This window comes from Halovivax ruber XH-70, assembly GCF_000328525.1.
Lineage (GTDB): Archaea > Halobacteriota > Halobacteria > Halobacteriales > Natrialbaceae > Halovivax > Halovivax ruber.
The window spans coordinates 2419626-2434432 of record NC_019964.1 but is presented as its reverse complement, the minus strand read 5'-3'; the positions used below and the strand labels follow the sequence as shown (position 1 = coordinate 2434432).

Annotated in this window: 15 protein-coding genes and 1 pseudogene; 7 read left to right on the top strand and 9 right to left on the bottom strand. The window is 62.9% G+C overall.

Translation table 11 applies throughout. The features are described from left to right. Nucleotides 1–82 precede the first annotated feature (82 nt). A complete protein-coding gene (locus HALRU_RS11710) occupies nucleotides 83–895 on the bottom strand; it encodes a hypothetical protein (protein ID WP_015301597.1) in 813 nt (270 codons plus the stop codon). Nucleotides 896–1264: 369 nt separating this feature from the next. Here HALRU_RS11710 and HALRU_RS16300 point away from each other — a divergent pair. Continuing rightward, nucleotides 1265–1402, top strand: a pseudogene (locus HALRU_RS16300) (DUF7389 domain-containing protein); the annotation flags it as partial. A 282-nt stretch (nucleotides 1403–1684) separates the two neighbouring features. Here the strand turns inward: HALRU_RS16300 and HALRU_RS16295 are convergent. After that, nucleotides 1685–2041 carry a DUF7344 domain-containing protein gene (locus HALRU_RS16295; protein ID WP_015301596.1) on the bottom strand — a complete coding sequence of 119 codons (357 nt, stop codon included), beginning with the start codon at nucleotides 2039–2041 and terminating at the stop codon, nucleotides 1685–1687. 162 nt (nucleotides 2042–2203) lie between these two features. Between HALRU_RS16295 and HALRU_RS11700 the strand changes: the two genes are divergently transcribed. Then, a complete protein-coding gene (locus tag HALRU_RS11700; RefSeq protein ID WP_015301595.1) occupies nucleotides 2204–2494 on the top strand; it encodes a HalOD1 output domain-containing protein in 291 nt (96 codons plus the stop codon). 297 nt (nucleotides 2495–2791) lie between these two features. Here the strand turns inward: HALRU_RS11700 and HALRU_RS11695 are convergent, their stop codons facing one another. Beyond that, nucleotides 2792–3823 carry an NAD(P)/FAD-dependent oxidoreductase gene (locus HALRU_RS11695; RefSeq protein WP_015301594.1) on the bottom strand — a complete coding sequence of 344 codons (1032 nt, stop codon included), beginning with the start codon at nucleotides 3821–3823 and terminating at the stop codon, nucleotides 2792–2794. Nucleotides 3824–4508: 685 nt separating this feature from the next. On the opposite strand from HALRU_RS11695, the gene HALRU_RS11690 reads away from it, so the two are divergent. Beyond that, nucleotides 4509–4970: a hypothetical protein gene (locus HALRU_RS11690; RefSeq protein ID WP_015301593.1), complete on the top strand. Its 462-nt coding sequence runs from the start codon at nucleotides 4509–4511 to the stop codon at nucleotides 4968–4970. Nucleotides 4971–5044: 74 nt separating this feature from the next. On the opposite strand, the gene HALRU_RS11685 is transcribed toward HALRU_RS11690, so the two are convergent. Next, complete coding sequence (locus HALRU_RS11685; protein ID WP_015301592.1) at nucleotides 5045–5467, bottom strand: CBS domain-containing protein; 423 nt, start codon at nucleotides 5465–5467, stop codon at nucleotides 5045–5047. Nucleotides 5468–5636: 169 nt separating this feature from the next. Here HALRU_RS11685 and HALRU_RS11680 point away from each other — a divergent pair, with 169 nt between their 5' ends. Continuing rightward, nucleotides 5637–6119 (top strand): 8-oxo-dGTP diphosphatase, encoded by a 483-nt coding sequence (locus HALRU_RS11680; RefSeq protein WP_148680684.1) that lies wholly within the window; start codon nucleotides 5637–5639, stop codon nucleotides 6117–6119. Nucleotides 6120–6152: 33 nt separating this feature from the next. Here HALRU_RS11680 and HALRU_RS11675 read toward each other — a convergent pair whose 3' ends face one another. Further along, complete coding sequence (locus HALRU_RS11675; protein WP_015301590.1) at nucleotides 6153–7175, bottom strand: quinone oxidoreductase family protein; 1023 nt, start codon at nucleotides 7173–7175, stop codon at nucleotides 6153–6155. A gap of 209 nt (nucleotides 7176–7384) precedes the next feature. On the opposite strand from HALRU_RS11675, the gene HALRU_RS11670 reads away from it, so the two are divergent. The 3 genes from HALRU_RS11670 to HALRU_RS11660 all read left to right on the top strand — a co-directional run bounded on the left by HALRU_RS11670 (nucleotide 7385) and on the right by HALRU_RS11660 (nucleotide 10136). Beyond that, nucleotides 7385–7807 (top strand): HIT family protein, encoded by a 423-nt coding sequence (locus HALRU_RS11670; protein WP_015301589.1) that lies wholly within the window; start codon nucleotides 7385–7387, stop codon nucleotides 7805–7807. 295 nt (nucleotides 7808–8102) lie between these two features. After that, nucleotides 8103–9587 carry a proline--tRNA ligase gene (proS, locus tag HALRU_RS11665; RefSeq protein WP_015301588.1) on the top strand — a complete coding sequence of 495 codons (1485 nt, stop codon included), beginning with the start codon at nucleotides 8103–8105 and terminating at the stop codon, nucleotides 9585–9587. A gap of 294 nt (nucleotides 9588–9881) precedes the next feature. Continuing rightward, entirely contained in the window at nucleotides 9882–10136 is a 255-nt protein-coding gene (locus tag HALRU_RS11660; protein ID WP_015301587.1) for a HalOD1 output domain-containing protein, read from the top strand. A gap of 136 nt (nucleotides 10137–10272) precedes the next feature. Here HALRU_RS11660 and HALRU_RS11655 read toward each other — a convergent pair whose 3' ends face one another. The 4 genes from HALRU_RS11655 to HALRU_RS11640 form a co-directional block, all read right to left on the bottom strand. After that, complete coding sequence (locus tag HALRU_RS11655; RefSeq protein WP_015301586.1) at nucleotides 10273–10998, bottom strand: alanyl-tRNA editing protein; 726 nt, start codon at nucleotides 10996–10998, stop codon at nucleotides 10273–10275. Between the two features lie 78 nt (nucleotides 10999–11076). After that, on the bottom strand, nucleotides 11077–12294 hold the full coding sequence (locus tag HALRU_RS11650) for an ABC transporter permease (RefSeq protein WP_015301585.1): 1218 nt from the start codon (nucleotides 12292–12294) through the stop codon (nucleotides 11077–11079). Beyond that, nucleotides 12291–13640, bottom strand: a complete 1350-nt coding sequence (locus HALRU_RS11645; RefSeq protein ID WP_015301584.1) for an ABC transporter permease — start codon at nucleotides 13638–13640, stop codon at nucleotides 12291–12293. The genes HALRU_RS11650 and HALRU_RS11645 overlap by 4 nt, the downstream gene beginning before the upstream one ends. After that, nucleotides 13637–14443 (bottom strand): ABC transporter ATP-binding protein, encoded by an 807-nt coding sequence (locus tag HALRU_RS11640; protein ID WP_245547809.1) that lies wholly within the window; start codon nucleotides 14441–14443, stop codon nucleotides 13637–13639. The genes HALRU_RS11645 and HALRU_RS11640 overlap by 4 nt, the downstream gene beginning before the upstream one ends. Nucleotides 14444–14807 lie beyond the last annotated feature (364 nt).

Genomic DNA, 14807 nt, shown 5'->3' with positions numbered 1-14807 from the left:
GTTTGTGGATAGGGAAGAGGAGAATTTCAAATTTTTTTAATTTAATATTTAATTGGTGAGATGGGGATTTAGAGTGATAAAATCAGAAATCTATCCCAATATAATAGAGCCCCACACCTTGACCCTTGGGCGCATCGTCGCCGTCTTGAGGGCCGAAATCCGAGCTGCAGTCAGCTCCACCGGTTAGATTTACGGAGGTCTCTAATCGTGTGTATGCAAGATAGTCATCACCTGCTCTAATTTCCGGGTGAACAGAGGCAGTGTAGTTTGTTTCTCCAGTTACGTGGCCCCCTAATAGCGAACCTGAGTTTTGGTAGATTGTTGTGGACCATTCAGCGTTCGTTGATAGGTTCTGCAGGACGAATTCCACATCTGCGCTAAAGGAACCAGATCCTGCCGTTACCATAAAACCGTTGTAGTCTCCGTACGCAGTTACTGTAGCACTTTGAGTGCCAGAACCAGTTCCACGGAACGGGGTGCCAATCCATGACGATCTCGTCATTGCACCCCAACCGACAGTTCCGAGGGTTGCTGCCGTTGCTTCTTCCGCACTTGTGTCGTAATCTTGTCCGCCAAATTCTACAATATGGCCTGAGGAGCTTGATGATTCATCCCCCCGAGTCATGTGCCAGATATATGACTGGGTCCCTACTGGCACGTCAGTACTAGCGGGCGTAATCGTCTGAGTCTGTAGCTCCTGTTTGATCTGAGCTTCCTCCGAGTTTCGGACTGCCCGTTGAGTCTCCTCGAGAGGAGCGGGATCAGGCTTTTCGGCTTCCGATCGATCCACTTTCACTATCCACGAACCGTCCTTCCGTTCCTTGATCTGAACACCGTCTACATCACCGGCTTTCTTCCTCTTTGCGTCCAATGGGGCTTCAGATGGGAAGATCATTGATTCCCATCCCTGTTGACTGCTTTGAGCAACTGCAGATCCTATGGGGAGTGTGGTACCGAGAACACCAACCCCAAGTGCTTTAATCGCTTTTTCGCCTCGTTCGGTTTGGTTGTATTGGGTCAGTCATCGGGTGACCAATGTAGATTTCAGCAGGATGGAGGGTTACGCTAATTGTTGATGAATATCCCAATAGTTGGCAAGTGAAGTATATTAAAACGAATTGAACGGGAGTTGATTTTGGGATCAAAAAGTGGTCATTAGTTCCCGATTGGAAATTATCATATCCACTGATTGATTGATCAGTAATTGACTTTTTTACTATCTCACTACACTTCGTATTAGATTAATCCTACTTCCGTGGTTTATGACCAGGACAAGATCGTCGCGAAGGCGAAAGGCAAGACCCTCGAAGACGCTCCCAAGGGCATGAGAATCCTCAGAGCATACATCCAAAATCTCGCTGAGGACGTCTGTCAGATCCAGCCCGAGGAAGAAGACGGGTAGCGGCGATCACTGTTTTCGCCGCCTCAGCAGGAGCGGAGGCGATCATCAGTGAGAGGTCCTGCCGCTCTATCTGGCCAACCCGGACCCAAAACATGTCGTCGATGAGTACGACTGGGAACCGTTTTTCACCTGTGAGATAAAGAACGAGGACGTTGTTCTTAGGGAGTGAAACGACGGTACCGAATACACACCGTCGCCGTCGAACGATGGAAGCGAGTGAGCAGTCCGCTATCGACAGCAGCGACGGAGTCTTCCGCATTGGACGACAGTGCTGAGATCCACTCACCAGTCGTCTTCCATCCGGTCGATATGCTCCAGGGCGGTTTCGATCTGGTCGTTGGGAAAGTACTCGATGTACTGCTCACCGATGTCGTATTCCACCAGCCCAACCGTATCCAATTTCGGGCCGTGAACGTGCATCAGGACGGATTGTAAGTGATCGGTTCCCGGCTCTTCGTCGTTCAGCTCGGCCTCGATGTCTCGAAGGTGGGTGATGACCTGGTGCATCGGGAACGTATTCGTGGGTGCATCTCGGCAGAACCGGAGAATCTCTCGTCGTTGATACTGACTCAGGATTTCGAGAACCAAATCGACTGAGAGTTGGTGCTTGTTGGGCGCATCCTCATTTCCCCGAGACATGTACGCTGTAACCACGCATCGTGTAATAAAGGCCAATTGCTGTGTGTCGAGGCGGTGGGTGAGTATAGCGGAACGTCCCGTCCTGCGTAGTCTATTTGCGCGTGTGGAATTCTCCGCGGAATATTCGCCAATCGTTATCGCAGTCGAGGGCCAACCACGAGCATGGCCGACTCCGTTGGTGTCAGAATTGTCAGTAAAATCGCTGCGCGTGAGGGAATCGACCCCTCGATGCTCGATCCACCGCTCTACGACGTAATCGATCCGGAGGCGCTCGACGCCGTGTTCGAACCGGTTGCTGGAACGAACCGTCCGAACGGGAAGATTCAATTCGAGTACGCGGGGTACACAGTCACTGTCTCGGCAGATTACTCTGTCACAGTCGACTCGAACGAGGCACGAATGGGTGCTCGCCCACCCACAGAACGGAGCCACGACCCCGAACCAGTCGATTAACCGTCGCTCTACTCTCGCGCCGACCGTATTCCAGACCACTGTTGCTGGTAGTTCTCCAGTCAATTGCTCGGCACACATCGGTTGCCGAAACCTACCTCTGCCGTGCGGTCCGATGCCAGCAGCCATTGCATTCCCTTGGACACCACCTTTCGGCGCGGGTTCGACGCTGAGTACTGACGGGCTCCACCCATCGACTGCCTGAACTGCTGTCGACGAAGACTGCCAGCGTCGGTGCCGACCTGCTGGACGGAACGATGCGTTTTCAGAACGGGCCGACAGCGGGCCGTACCCTGTCGCTCACTCCCGGCCGTACGTGTGAAAGTCGACGGCCTGTTCGAGGAGTTCGTCGGGAATCCCCGGGACTTCGGCCGATCGAACCGGTCCCAGTTCGGCGATCGTCTCGAGGTCGCGCGGGAAGTCTCGCAGCTGGAAGTGGACGTCGATCCCGGCCTTCGCACCCTGTCCGAGTGCGACGGGGACCTGATTGTGCCCGGGTGTACAGTCGCCGACGGCGTAGACGCCGTCGACCGAGGTTCGTCCGTGGTCGTCGACCGTAATCGTGCCATCCGCATCGAGCTCGCAGCCGAGTTCTCGGGCCAGCCCGTTGTTGTACTCGGCGCCGTACATCGCGAAGCCACCTCTGTATTCTCGAACGACGCCATCCTCGAACTCGAGGGCTTCCAGCCAGCCATCGTCGCCGTTTTGTACCCCGGTGATATCCGACTCGATCACGTCGATCGGGTGGGCCTCGAGAACCGCGGCCGTCTCGTCGCTCCACTCGGGTTCTGCGCCCCGGGTCAGTAGATCGACCTCGTCCGTGAAGTTCAGCATGATCCCGGCGACGTGAGCTGCGCTTTCGGCGTGGCCCATCACGTAGACCGACTCGTCGACGAACATGTACGCATCACAGTGCAGACAGTAGTGGAGTCCGCGCCCCGTTCGCGGCAGTGGGGGTTCCGGCCGCACATCGGTGAATCCAGTCGCGAGGACGATAGCCTCGCCCACGTAGCCGGCTGCATCGCCGGACAGCCGAAACGATCTGTCATCGGCGTCATCGCGCGTACACGACGTGATCAGATCGCGGTGGATCTCGCAGCCGTAGTCCGCGAGCTGGTCGCGACCCACATCGAGGTATTCGCCGCCACTGGTCTCCTCGCGAACGCCGAGCACGTTGTGCACGTCCTGCATCATCGCTGCCCGGCCGCCACCGCGATCGACGAGCGCCGTTCGATGGCCGAGTCGTGTGGTGTAAAGCGCCGCGGTCATCCCTGCCGGCCCGCCGCCGACCACGACCACGTCGTACTCGTGACGATCTGTCGATTCACTCATACCTGTATGGGAACGGGTCGCACGGTAAATAGCTACGCGGATGCAGTGATCGAGAGCCTTCTGAGGACGGTGGTGGATCGAACGCGTTTACCGATCCTAACACGGGCCTGCCGTCGATGCTGACCACCAGGCTGCGGATTCGGACCGTCCGTGTCGTGATGATACCTGTTTTCGAAGTCGTCTATCGAATGAGCACCGGCGCCACGCAAATTACGGCGCCTCGGTCGGACACCACGAACTCTTGATCGTTCGTCCTCGTTCGGCCAGTACGTCTATGTACAGTGCACGAAGACACCAATCCGGCGGGATGCGAGCCGTGTAATTCCGACGTCACAGGCCGACTGGTGCCCGCCACGACGGACATGGGTAGGGGAACCCCGGCTGTCCACGCCGGTGTTCTCTCGGTTTTCGATGGTCCTGCTATCTCTTGGTAGAATCGGCGCTTCTGACTCGAGTCGCTGTATCACGCATTCGACTGGGAGAGCGGATCGAGATCCTCCTCCGATCGTGTGGCCGAGTAGTCGTTCGATCTCTCGGTCGTGGGATCTGTCTCTCACGGGTTTCACTACCGGTGAAACCGGGACAGCACTTCTGGCGATACCCCGTCGCTCACGACCGTTTCCAGTTATCGGAAAATCGGAAGCGGGAGCCCGACGCCTATTGTGTCCGCGTTCGACCTCTTCCTATGGACCGGACACGACGACACGGGGGCGTGGAAGTGACGAGTGGTGGTGAGCTCGGCGACCAAACCGTGGGGGACTCGCCCAACCGGCGAACTGGCAGCGCCGAGCCGACCGGCGGAACGAACGCCGATCGGTCGATTGGCGGGCACACTGCCGCTCTCTCGCGAGACGACAACGATGCGTCCGAGGCCGCTGTCGAGGCCACACTCCCAGCAGTCGATCCCGGCGACGCGATTCGTATTCACGACCCTGCCGCCTCGATCGCCGTCCTGTGGCCGACGGAACCGTCCGTCGACCACCCGTTCGTGAGCGTACTCACCGGTCGCGACGGTACCCGCTACCCGCTGTACGTCGACGCCGACTCGGCGGCGAGCCACTGTCGTGGGTCGTACTCGATCGTTCCGGCCGACTCGGTTCCCATCGACCCGCCACCCCACGCTGCTACCGCGGCCGACGCTCGGTGACGAGTCGGTCGGGGTCCGCTGCCGAACGGGGGTGGGCCAAGTGTTTCTCTCTCTCTCTCTCTCTCTCTCTCTCTCTACTCTTCGCCACCAGTGGCGAGCCCGGTCGGTCGGTCCTGTCGCGAGAGGTACGCGGTCAGGTCGGTCGTCGAGAGCATGCCGATGACGCCCTCGGTCTCGTCGACGATCGGAACGTGCTGGAAGCCGTGGTCGGTCATCAGTTCGGCCATCTCGTGGATGGTGTCCTGAGCGCTGCCGGTGACGACGTCCTCGGTCATGTACCGCGAGACCGGCGTCTGGTCCTTGGGTTTCCGTTCGGAGACGATCTTGACGAAGTCAGTTCCGGTGAGGATGCCGCAGATTCGGTTCGACTCGTTCACTACGACGACGGAGCCGATGTCGCGTTCGAGCATCGCCGTCGCCGCATCTTCGACCAGCGTGTCCGGTCCGACCGTGTACACGTCGCTCGACATCAATCGCGCGACGAAAATATCTTCCATGCCAGCACGTCGCAGTCCTGCCGTAAAAACGTTTACTCGACGGCGGGTTTCGCGACGCCCTCCGGTGGTTGGTGAACTGGCCGAGAGCGGCGCCCACACACCGACCACGCCGCGTACCCACGTCACTCCACGAGGGCTTATGGGGTGGCCGTCCCAACTTTCGTCGATGATGTACGAGGGGACGCTGTGTTTCGTCGTCAGCGACGACGAGGTGTTGCTCATCGAGAAACGTCGCGGGCTCGGCGAGGGGTGGTACAATGGACCGGGCGGCAAGCGCGAAGCCGGCGAGACGATCCGCGAGTGTGCGATCCGAGAGGTGCGCGAAGAAGTCGGTATCGACGTGGACACGCCGGCCCTCTCGAAGGCGGGCGAACTCACCTTTCGGCTCGACGGCGACCCGCAGATCCACTGCCACGTCTTCCGGACGGATCGCTTCGACGGCGAGCCACGACCCTCCGAGGAAGCCCGTCCCGAGTGGTTCCCCCTCGACGAGGTCCCCTACGACCAGATGTGGGACGACGACCACCTCTGGTTGCCGGGCGTCCTCCAGGGGCGGACGGTCGAGGGTCGCTTCGACTTCGAGGGCGGCGAACCGCTCGACGATGCGGACTTCGTCGACCACGACCTCGAGTGGGAGATCGCGTTCGAGTGAGTTTGGGGTTCGAGCTCGAACGACGTCCCGACGTTATTCGGGCACGAGGACGACTTTTCCCTGACTCTCGCGATCCTCGATGAACTGGTGCGCCTCGGCCGCGTCGGCGAGCGGGAACGTCTCGCCGACGATCACCTCGAGGTCGCCGGATTCGAAGCCACTGGTGAGATCGGGGACGGCAGCCATGACCCGGCTAGGGTCGTGACTGGACGCCTGGCCGAGGTGGAAACCGTGGACGCTCTTGTTCTCGAAGAGGAGGCGGCGATTCTCGGCGCTGGCGGGAACGCCGCTGGCGACGCCGTAGGTGACCAGCCGGCCGAAGTGAGCCATCGCGTCGAGGCTCCGGTCGAAGACATCGTCGCCGACGCTTTCTAGGACGAGGTCCACGCCCTCGCCGTCGGTCTCCTCGTCGACCACGTCGCGGAAGTCGACGTCGGTGTACTGGATGGGGTGGTCACAGCCCAGGTCGGCGGCGAGGTCGAGTTTTTCCTGGGTGCTCGCCGTGCCGAAGACCTCCGCCCCGGCGTTCGAGGCGAGCTGGACGGCGGCAGTGCCGACGCCGCCCGCAGCGGCCTGGATGAGGACGCGTTCCGCGCGCCCGCTGGCGCGCTCCGGATTGGCGGCGGTAGCCGCCCCATCACCTTCTTCGAGTCCGCCCCAGCCGAAGAGACAGCAGTGTGCGGTGAGGAACTGGACGGGAAACCCTGCGGCCTCCTCGAAGCTCATCCCCTCCGGAATCGGGAACAGCATCTGGGCGTTTGCCGTGACGTACTCGGCGTAGCCGCCACCGCCGAGCATCGCGACGACGCGGTCGCCTTCGTCCAGTCCGACGCCCTCACCAGCGGCGTCGACGGTACCCGCTGCCTCCATCCCCGGGACGTACGGCGCGTCTGGTCCACCTGGATAGACGCCGCGTCGTTGCATCACGTCGGCGAAGTTGATCCCCGCCGCTTCGACGGCGATGCGGACCTCGCCCGGGCCGGGTTCAGGTTTCTCGCGCTCTGTGACTTCGAGTGCGTCACTGTCGCCGTACTCCGTGACCTCGATTGCCTGCATGTCCGGACGTTCGAGGGCCGGACTCATAAACGACTGACAACCGACGAAAACGGTCGTCGCGTTCAGGCTTCAACCGTATGCAGGATCTCGCGCCTGCGCGGCGCCGGTTCGTCCGCCGAATCGGTGTACTCGAAGCGATTCCAGGGGCGTGATGCCTGCCCCTCTTGGCGGACAACGTTATTATGTCCGTCCCATCCACACGTTCGGGCATGTCCTGTCCGTTCTGTGCGATTGTCGCGGGTGACGAACCGGCCACGATCGTCGACGAGACGGAGGAAACCCTGGCGTTCGCTCCACTCGATCCCGTTTCTGAGGGACACCTGCTCGTTGTACCGAAAGCACACTACGAGAGTCTTTTCGACATCCCGAGGCCGGCACTCGACGCAGTCGTGGCTCATACGAAGACGATCGCCTGCCGACTGCGGGCAGCGGAGTTCGATGGGGTGAACCTGCTTCACGCCAGCGGTGAGGCAGCCCAGCAGTCTGTCTCGCACTTTCACCTTCACGTCGCACCGCGACGAGCGGACGACTGTCTGGACCTGTGGCCGGAATCTGGCCACGAGGAAACCAATGCGTCTCTCACGTACGAACACGTACGGAGGGCACTAGAAGAACCGGGTGACGGTCGATGAAGCCTCTCGTCGCCTGGGTGTCTGACGTTGGTTCACTCATCGCGACGTCAAGACGGCCGATCAGCACGGTCGTGTCAAGCCCGTTCACCAAAACGTCTCTTTAAGTCGGCGTCGAATTCTTCACGATGTGTCGCAACCGTTTCTCGGAGATCGGACCCGTCCCACGCGCCGAATCCCTTCATACGCTACTATTCCCCGAAGATGATACTTGTAGTTGCCGCCGCAATGGAAGCGCACTTCTCCCACCCGACCGGCCTTCGCATCGTTTAAGACCGCGCTACCTGACGTTGCGTGTATGAGCGAGGACGCGCAGGATCTCGGGATCACCGAGTCCAAGTCACACAAGCCCGGCGAGTGGTACGCGGAAGTCGTCCAGAAGGCGGATCTGGCCGACTACGCGCCGATGGGCGGCTTTATCGTCACCAAGCCCCGGGGGTACGCCCTCTGGGAGGGGATTCAGGACGCACTCGACGGCTGGTTCAAGGAGACCGGCGTCGACAACGCCTACTTCCCGATGTTCATCCCGGAGAGTTTCCTCGAACGCGAGAAGGACATCGTCGAAGGGTTCGACCCCGAGGTCGCCTGGGTCACGCAGGGCGGTCACGACGAACTCGAAGAACGCCTCGCGGTGCGCCCGACCAGCGAGTCGATCATCGCACCGTTCATGGCCGACTGGATTCGCAGCCACCGAGACCTGCCGATGCGACTCAATCAGTGGTGCTCGGTCGTCCGCTGGGAGGCCACGGAGACCAAGCCCTTCTTCCGCACCAAGGAGTTCCTCTGGCAGGAGGGCCACACCGCCCACGCGACCGACGGCGAGGCTTGGGAGGAAGTCTGGACCCGACTCGACCAGTACGCGCGCGTGCTAGAGGAGGTCCTCGCGGTCCCCGTTCTCAGGGGGAAGAAGCCGGACCACGACAAGTTCCCCGGTGCGGAGACGACAACCTGCGTCGAGGCGCTGATGCCCGACGGCAAGTCCGTCCAGAGCGCGACCAGTCACCACCTCGGCCAGAGTTTCGCCGAGGCGTTCGACATCACCTTCGCCGACGAAGACGAGGACGAACAGACCGCGTTCACCACCTCGTGGGGACTGTCCTGGCGCGCACTGGGCGCGATGATCATGACCCACTCCGACGATCAGGGGCTGGTTCTCCCGCCCACGATCGCCCCTACGCAGGTCGTCATCGTCCCCATCTGGCAGGCCGACACGAAGGACGCCGTCCTCGACTACTCCGAGGGCATCGCCGCAGACCTGGAGGCCGCCGGCTTCAGCGTCGAACTCGACGACCGCGACGAGCGAAATCCCGGCTTCAAGTTCAACGAACACGAACTCAACGGCGTCCCGCTCCGCCTCGAGATCGGGCCGAACGAGGTCGACGACGAGGAGGTTACGCTCGTCCACCGTCCCGACAGTGAACAGACCGTCGCCGATCGCGACGGTATCGTCGACGCGGTCGACGCCCACCTCGACGAGATCTTCGAGAAGCTCTACGACGCGGCTGCGACGAATCTCGACGAGAACGTCCGGGAAGCCCACTCCCCCGAGGAGATCCTCGGCACGATCGGCCGACATGGTGGCTACGTGAAGACGCCGTGGTGCGGCGACGAGGCCTGCGAGACGGTTATCAAAGACGAAATCGCCGCGGAGATCGTCATGCAACCCGTCGACGAGCAGGGCGGCGACTCCGCGGGCGAACCCGTCCGCCCCGACGCGGATGCGACGTGCGGCGTCTGTGACGAACCCGCCGACGAGATCGCGTACTTCGCGAAGTCGTACTGACGGACGACGTTGTTCTCCGGTGAGGATTTCTGTCGATTCTATCGCGTCTCTCTCTCTCTCTCTCTCTCTCTCTCTCTCTCTCTCTCTCTCTCTCGATGGTGTCTTTGAAACGCCGCAGACGAGACGAATACGTGACATATCTGCCGAACTCCGCTATTTCGAACCAAAACCCCTCTTTTGGCGACGTTCGGTGAATTTTCTGTCCGCACTTGAAACCGCTGGCGGCGTGTTCGCGTCGAATAATGGTCGTATTTCCCCGGTATTCTTTTTACGCTATAGTAGCTTCCACGGGATATGGACAGTTCCCACCAGGCTGACGCCACTCCGTCGATGGACGATGGGCTCAGCCATCGCGTCGTGTACGCCGTCGCCGAGCGTGAGGACGTCGAACCCGAAGCGCTCGACCCGCCACTATACTCGGCACTCGATCCGGAGGCGCTCGATCGCCTCTGGGAGTCCGATCACGACTCGTCGCTCTCGCTCTCGTTTCGCTACCTCGGCTACCGGATCGACGTCGACGTCGACGGGACCATCACCGTCGAGGAGTAACGCACGGAGCTTCTCCGAGCGTTGTCCTCGCTGGACCGTGGCTCCGGACGCCAGTTCTGGTCCGCCAGTGCAGCCGCTCTGCTGACAAGCTCCGTTCGTCGATCGATTCCGCCTGTCGGTTACCTCCGCGTGCAGTCTACGGTTCGTGGAGTTCGAATTCGATCCGTTCGACGTCGGCCCCCTTCGGGGTACGATCCGTGAGTTCGATCCGCCCGATCTCCCCGAGTCGGTCGACGTGGGTGCCGCCGCAGGGACACATGTCCCAGTCCTCGATGGCGACGACGCGGAGCGGATCGACGTGATCGGGGATCAACTCCAGCAGCGACCGGCCCTCGTCGACCTCGCGCTCGACGTCCGCTCGCGCTCGGTTTTCCTTGGTGACCGAGAGGTCTCGTTCGATCGCCGCGTTCGAGCGTTCCTGAATCATTTCCACGTCGTCCTCGTCGAAGTCGGCCGGTTCGAAGTCGATGCGGGAGCGATCGGGGTGAATCTGGTTGCCGGCCGTCGATGCACCGTATTCGTCGAGGACGACGCGAGAGACGACGTGTTGGGCGGTGTGCATCCGACGTAATCGGTCCCGGCGTTCTGCGTCGATCTCACCGGTGACGTCGGTTCCCGGTTCGGGGACGGCGCCCTCGATCGTCTCGACTTCGTGTCTGACGTCGCCGTGGTCCTTCCGGACGTTCGTCACGGTCGCTGCACCTCCATCCCACTCGAGGCGGCCGTGATCGGCCGGCTGACCGCCGCCCTCGGGATAGAAGTAGGTGCCGTCGAGGACGAGGTAGTCGTCGGTCGCGTCGGTGACGGTCGCGGTGAACTCGGTGACGTCGTCCGCCGCCGGCAGATATTGGAGGTCGGTCATACTGGCCCGGTAGCCGCGCCAGGAGTAAATACCGGACGGTCGGGGTGATCGAGTCACGGACTGACCGAGTCGCCCTCGCTACGCGTAGCCGTCTAGCTGTTCGACGGTCGCGTAGCGACTGGCCGACCAGCCGCCGACGAAGGCCGCGACGGCGCCGATCGTCACGGCGACGACTGCGCCGAGGCCGTAGACGGCAGGCGTGGTCTGCAAGAGCGACTCGAATCCGACGACCTGTGCAACCAGCTCGTTCAACCGGCCGGCGATCGGCCCGGTGAGGACCAGTGCGAGCCCGCCCCCTGCGGCGCCGATGACGAGCCCCTGCATGCCGACGAGGCCGGACAGCACCGTTCGTGACAGCCCGATCGCTCGGAGCGCGGCGAGTTCCCGGCGCTGCTGGTAGGCGACGAGGACGAAGAGGTTCGCCGTGAGGACGATCCCGCCGACGACGGCCAGGCCGACCAGGGCGACGCCGCTCGTGACGACGAGCGCGCGATCCCTGACCATCGCCACGAACTGGTCGTCACTCGTTCGCACGTCGTACTGGGGGTACGTCGCGGCGAGTTCGTCCCTGAGTGCCGCCCGGTCCGTTCCGTCCGTGACGTCGACGGTCACGAACGTCGCCCGGTCGGAACCTCGGCTTCCTGCGAGTGCCTGCAACTCTGCCAGGCGCATCGTGACGGTCGGTGAACCCAGATACTGCGAGTACAGGTCGGCGGTGCCGACGACGGTGAACGCTCTCGCCGAGTCTCCGTTCGCGTCGACGCTCACGTAGACCGTGTCGCCAACCGAGACGCCGATGTCGTCCGCGACAGTCGGGTCGAGGACGATGTCGGTCGCTCCCGGGTCGGCGGACGGGGAGGCGATTTCGTCGCCGCCCTCGAAGCCGGAGCCCGACTCGAAGTCGAAGCCGCCGTGCGTTTCGTAGACGCCGACGGCCGTGATCGGCTCGAGGGCGTCTCGCTCGGTCCCGACGTACGTCGTGTGCAACCCGATGGGCGCCGCCCTCGTGACGTCCTCGCGCTGGTTCAGCTCCGCACTGATGGCGTGAGCGCCGACGATACCGTTTTCGACGCCTGCCTCCGCCCCGTCGCTCGTGATCCAGACGTCGCGCTGGGCGTCCTCGACGCGATCCTGGCCGACGGAGACGACGCCGACACCGAGACTCGCGAACAGGGTCACCGAGAGCACGGCCAGCGTGACGGCGCCGACCGCGAGCGCGGTTCGCCCCGGTGAACGCTGCAGCTGTGCCTTCGCCAGTCCCACGGTCGCACTCGCCCGGACGAGCCACCCGATCATCCGTCCACCGCCGCGAGCACGTCGGTTCTGGCCGCGATACTGAGCGGGTACGGCAGTGCGAGCAGGCCGGCGACGACCGCGACGACCACGGTGTAGGGAACGACCAGCGGGTGAAAGACCACCACCGATCCAGTGGCGAACAGCACGCCAGCCAGGGCGTTCACGCCGTATCCGACACCGATCCCGAGGACCACTCCGAGCACCGAGCCGCCGATGACCGTGGTGAGAATCGCCGTCGTCACGATGGCGAGCCGGCTCGCTCCCGAGAAACCGATCGCCGAGAGGATCGCGAGTTGCGGGCGGTCTTCGGCGACGGCCATCCCGGCGGTCGTCGCGATAAACAGCGCACAGACGACCAGGGCGACGATCGTCGCGACGAGGCTCGTCGCGAGCGCGAGGTCGTTCTCGAACAGCGCGGCGGGATGGATCGAGTCGGTCGGCTCCACGGCGGCTGCCGGGTACGCGTCAGCCGCTGCGCGTTCGGCGGCGCCCTCGTCGCCCCAGAGGAGGATCCGGTCGGCTAACGAGGCGTCGGCGCTGCCAGCGAAGGTCATGAGGGCGTCCCGATCGACCAGCGCGACGGGCGCTTCGTCGTCGCCAGTCGTCGGCTCGACTGCAGTCACCGGGAGCTGGTACGTTTCGGTTCCACTGGTGACGACCACCGCCTCTCCGACGGTCACGTCGAGCCGATTAGCGGCCGTCTCGGAGAGGACGAGCCCGGCCGACCGCGCGCCGAGGGTCCCAGCCGCCGATTCGTTCTCCGCCCCGGATTCGCTTCTCCGACCGTCTGCATCATCCGCTCCGTCGTCGCCGTCGCCGAGCGCGTCGAGTGGGAGTCCAGCCACGCTTCCAGCGTCGACCGCCGGATCGACGCCGATGGCCAGAAGCCGTGTGTACGCGGATGGATCGGCTGTCGACGCCGTCTCCGACCGAACGGCCACCGGTTCGACGAGGACCGGTGTCGCTCGATCAACGCCGTCTGCGGCCCGGAGTTCCGCCGTATGTGCAGTCGCGTTCGCGAGCCGTGGTGATTCGATGCCGTTTACGGACGAGAGCGATCCGCCGTCCGCCGGTTCGATACTGACGTCGGCGTCGGTCTGTGACGTGCCGCCGCCGTCGACGAGCGCCAGGGCCAGTCCGGTGACGACGACCAGCAGCGCGAGCGTGAGTGCGACGGCGACGACGATCGCTGTCGACTTTCCGGACTGGACACCGGTGAGTTGTCCGCGAAAGCGAGCGAGTGCGATTCGGATGAGCCCGCTCGTTCGACTCCGTCGGCGCCCGTCTGGGTCGCCGTGGGTTCGCGGTCGCGTTCTGTCGTTGGGTCCGGGCTCGTCGTCCGTCACGGATCGTCTCCACCGCTTGCGCCGATCGCCGGTCGCGCCCGACGTGGCTCGTCCTGGTCCGTCTCGTCGACGATCGACCCATCACAGAGGGTGATCGTCCGATCCGTCCACGCGAGCGTCGTCGGGTCGTGCGACGCCATCACGACGGCGCGATCGTCGGCGACGCTCGTCAGGACGTCGAGAACGGATTCGCTGGTCGCCGTGTCGAGTTCACCCGTCGGTTCGTCGGCGACGATCACGTCGGGATCGGTCGAGAGCGATCTGGCGATCGCGACACGCTGGCGTTCGCCGCCGCTCAACTCCCCCGGCCGGTGCGTGAGCCGATCTCCCAGGCCGACGCGCTCTAGCAACGCAGTCGCCCGTCTCCGACGCGTCGCCTTCGACTGGCCGAGTTGCACGAGCGGCAAGGCGACGTTCGCGCGAGCACTGAGCGACGGCAGGAGGTGGAAGTGCTGGAAGACGATTCCGACGTGTTGTCGGCGGAGTCGCAGTCGCTTTCGACCGGAACAGTCGGTGAGGTCGGTCCCGAAGAGCGCAACGGACCCGTCCGTCGGGACGAGCAGCCCCGCGATCGCGTGGAGGACGGTCGACTTCCCGCTCCCGCTCGGTCCCCGAATACCGACGACTTCCCCGGACGCGATCGACAGCGAGACGTCGGCGAGCGCACGAACCGGCTCGCGCCCGGTCGATCGCAACCGGCTGCCAGCCGTGTACTCGTGTGTCACCCCGTCCAGCTGTACGGCCGGTGGATCGCCCGGCTCGTGTGGCCCCGCCGTCGTCGACTGTGTAGGTGTACGGTTGATCGAACTCACCTCCGAAGCTAGCTTCGACCGAGCACGGACCGGCCCATTGTTTCCCCACACCTACCTTGCTCTCGCTGGCGACACAGCTCCCAATCTCCCTCCACGGTACGTCTCTCTGCCGAATACGTCCCTTCTGGATGACAGACTGCCGAATGTGGCGATCGCGTCCGTCGAGCGTCAGCGGCCAGTGCCAGTACGTCGCCCGTAATCGCTCGATCACACGCGATGCGGGTGCCATCGTGTTCTCGTACGGCCAGTGCATCGTCCCCTCCCACGTCGCCCGGACAGTGCTGTATTCCGGTCGCCGGGATCGACCCCCTTTGCGAGAAACGACGTCGTACGACCTGTATCGAGGGCGTAACAC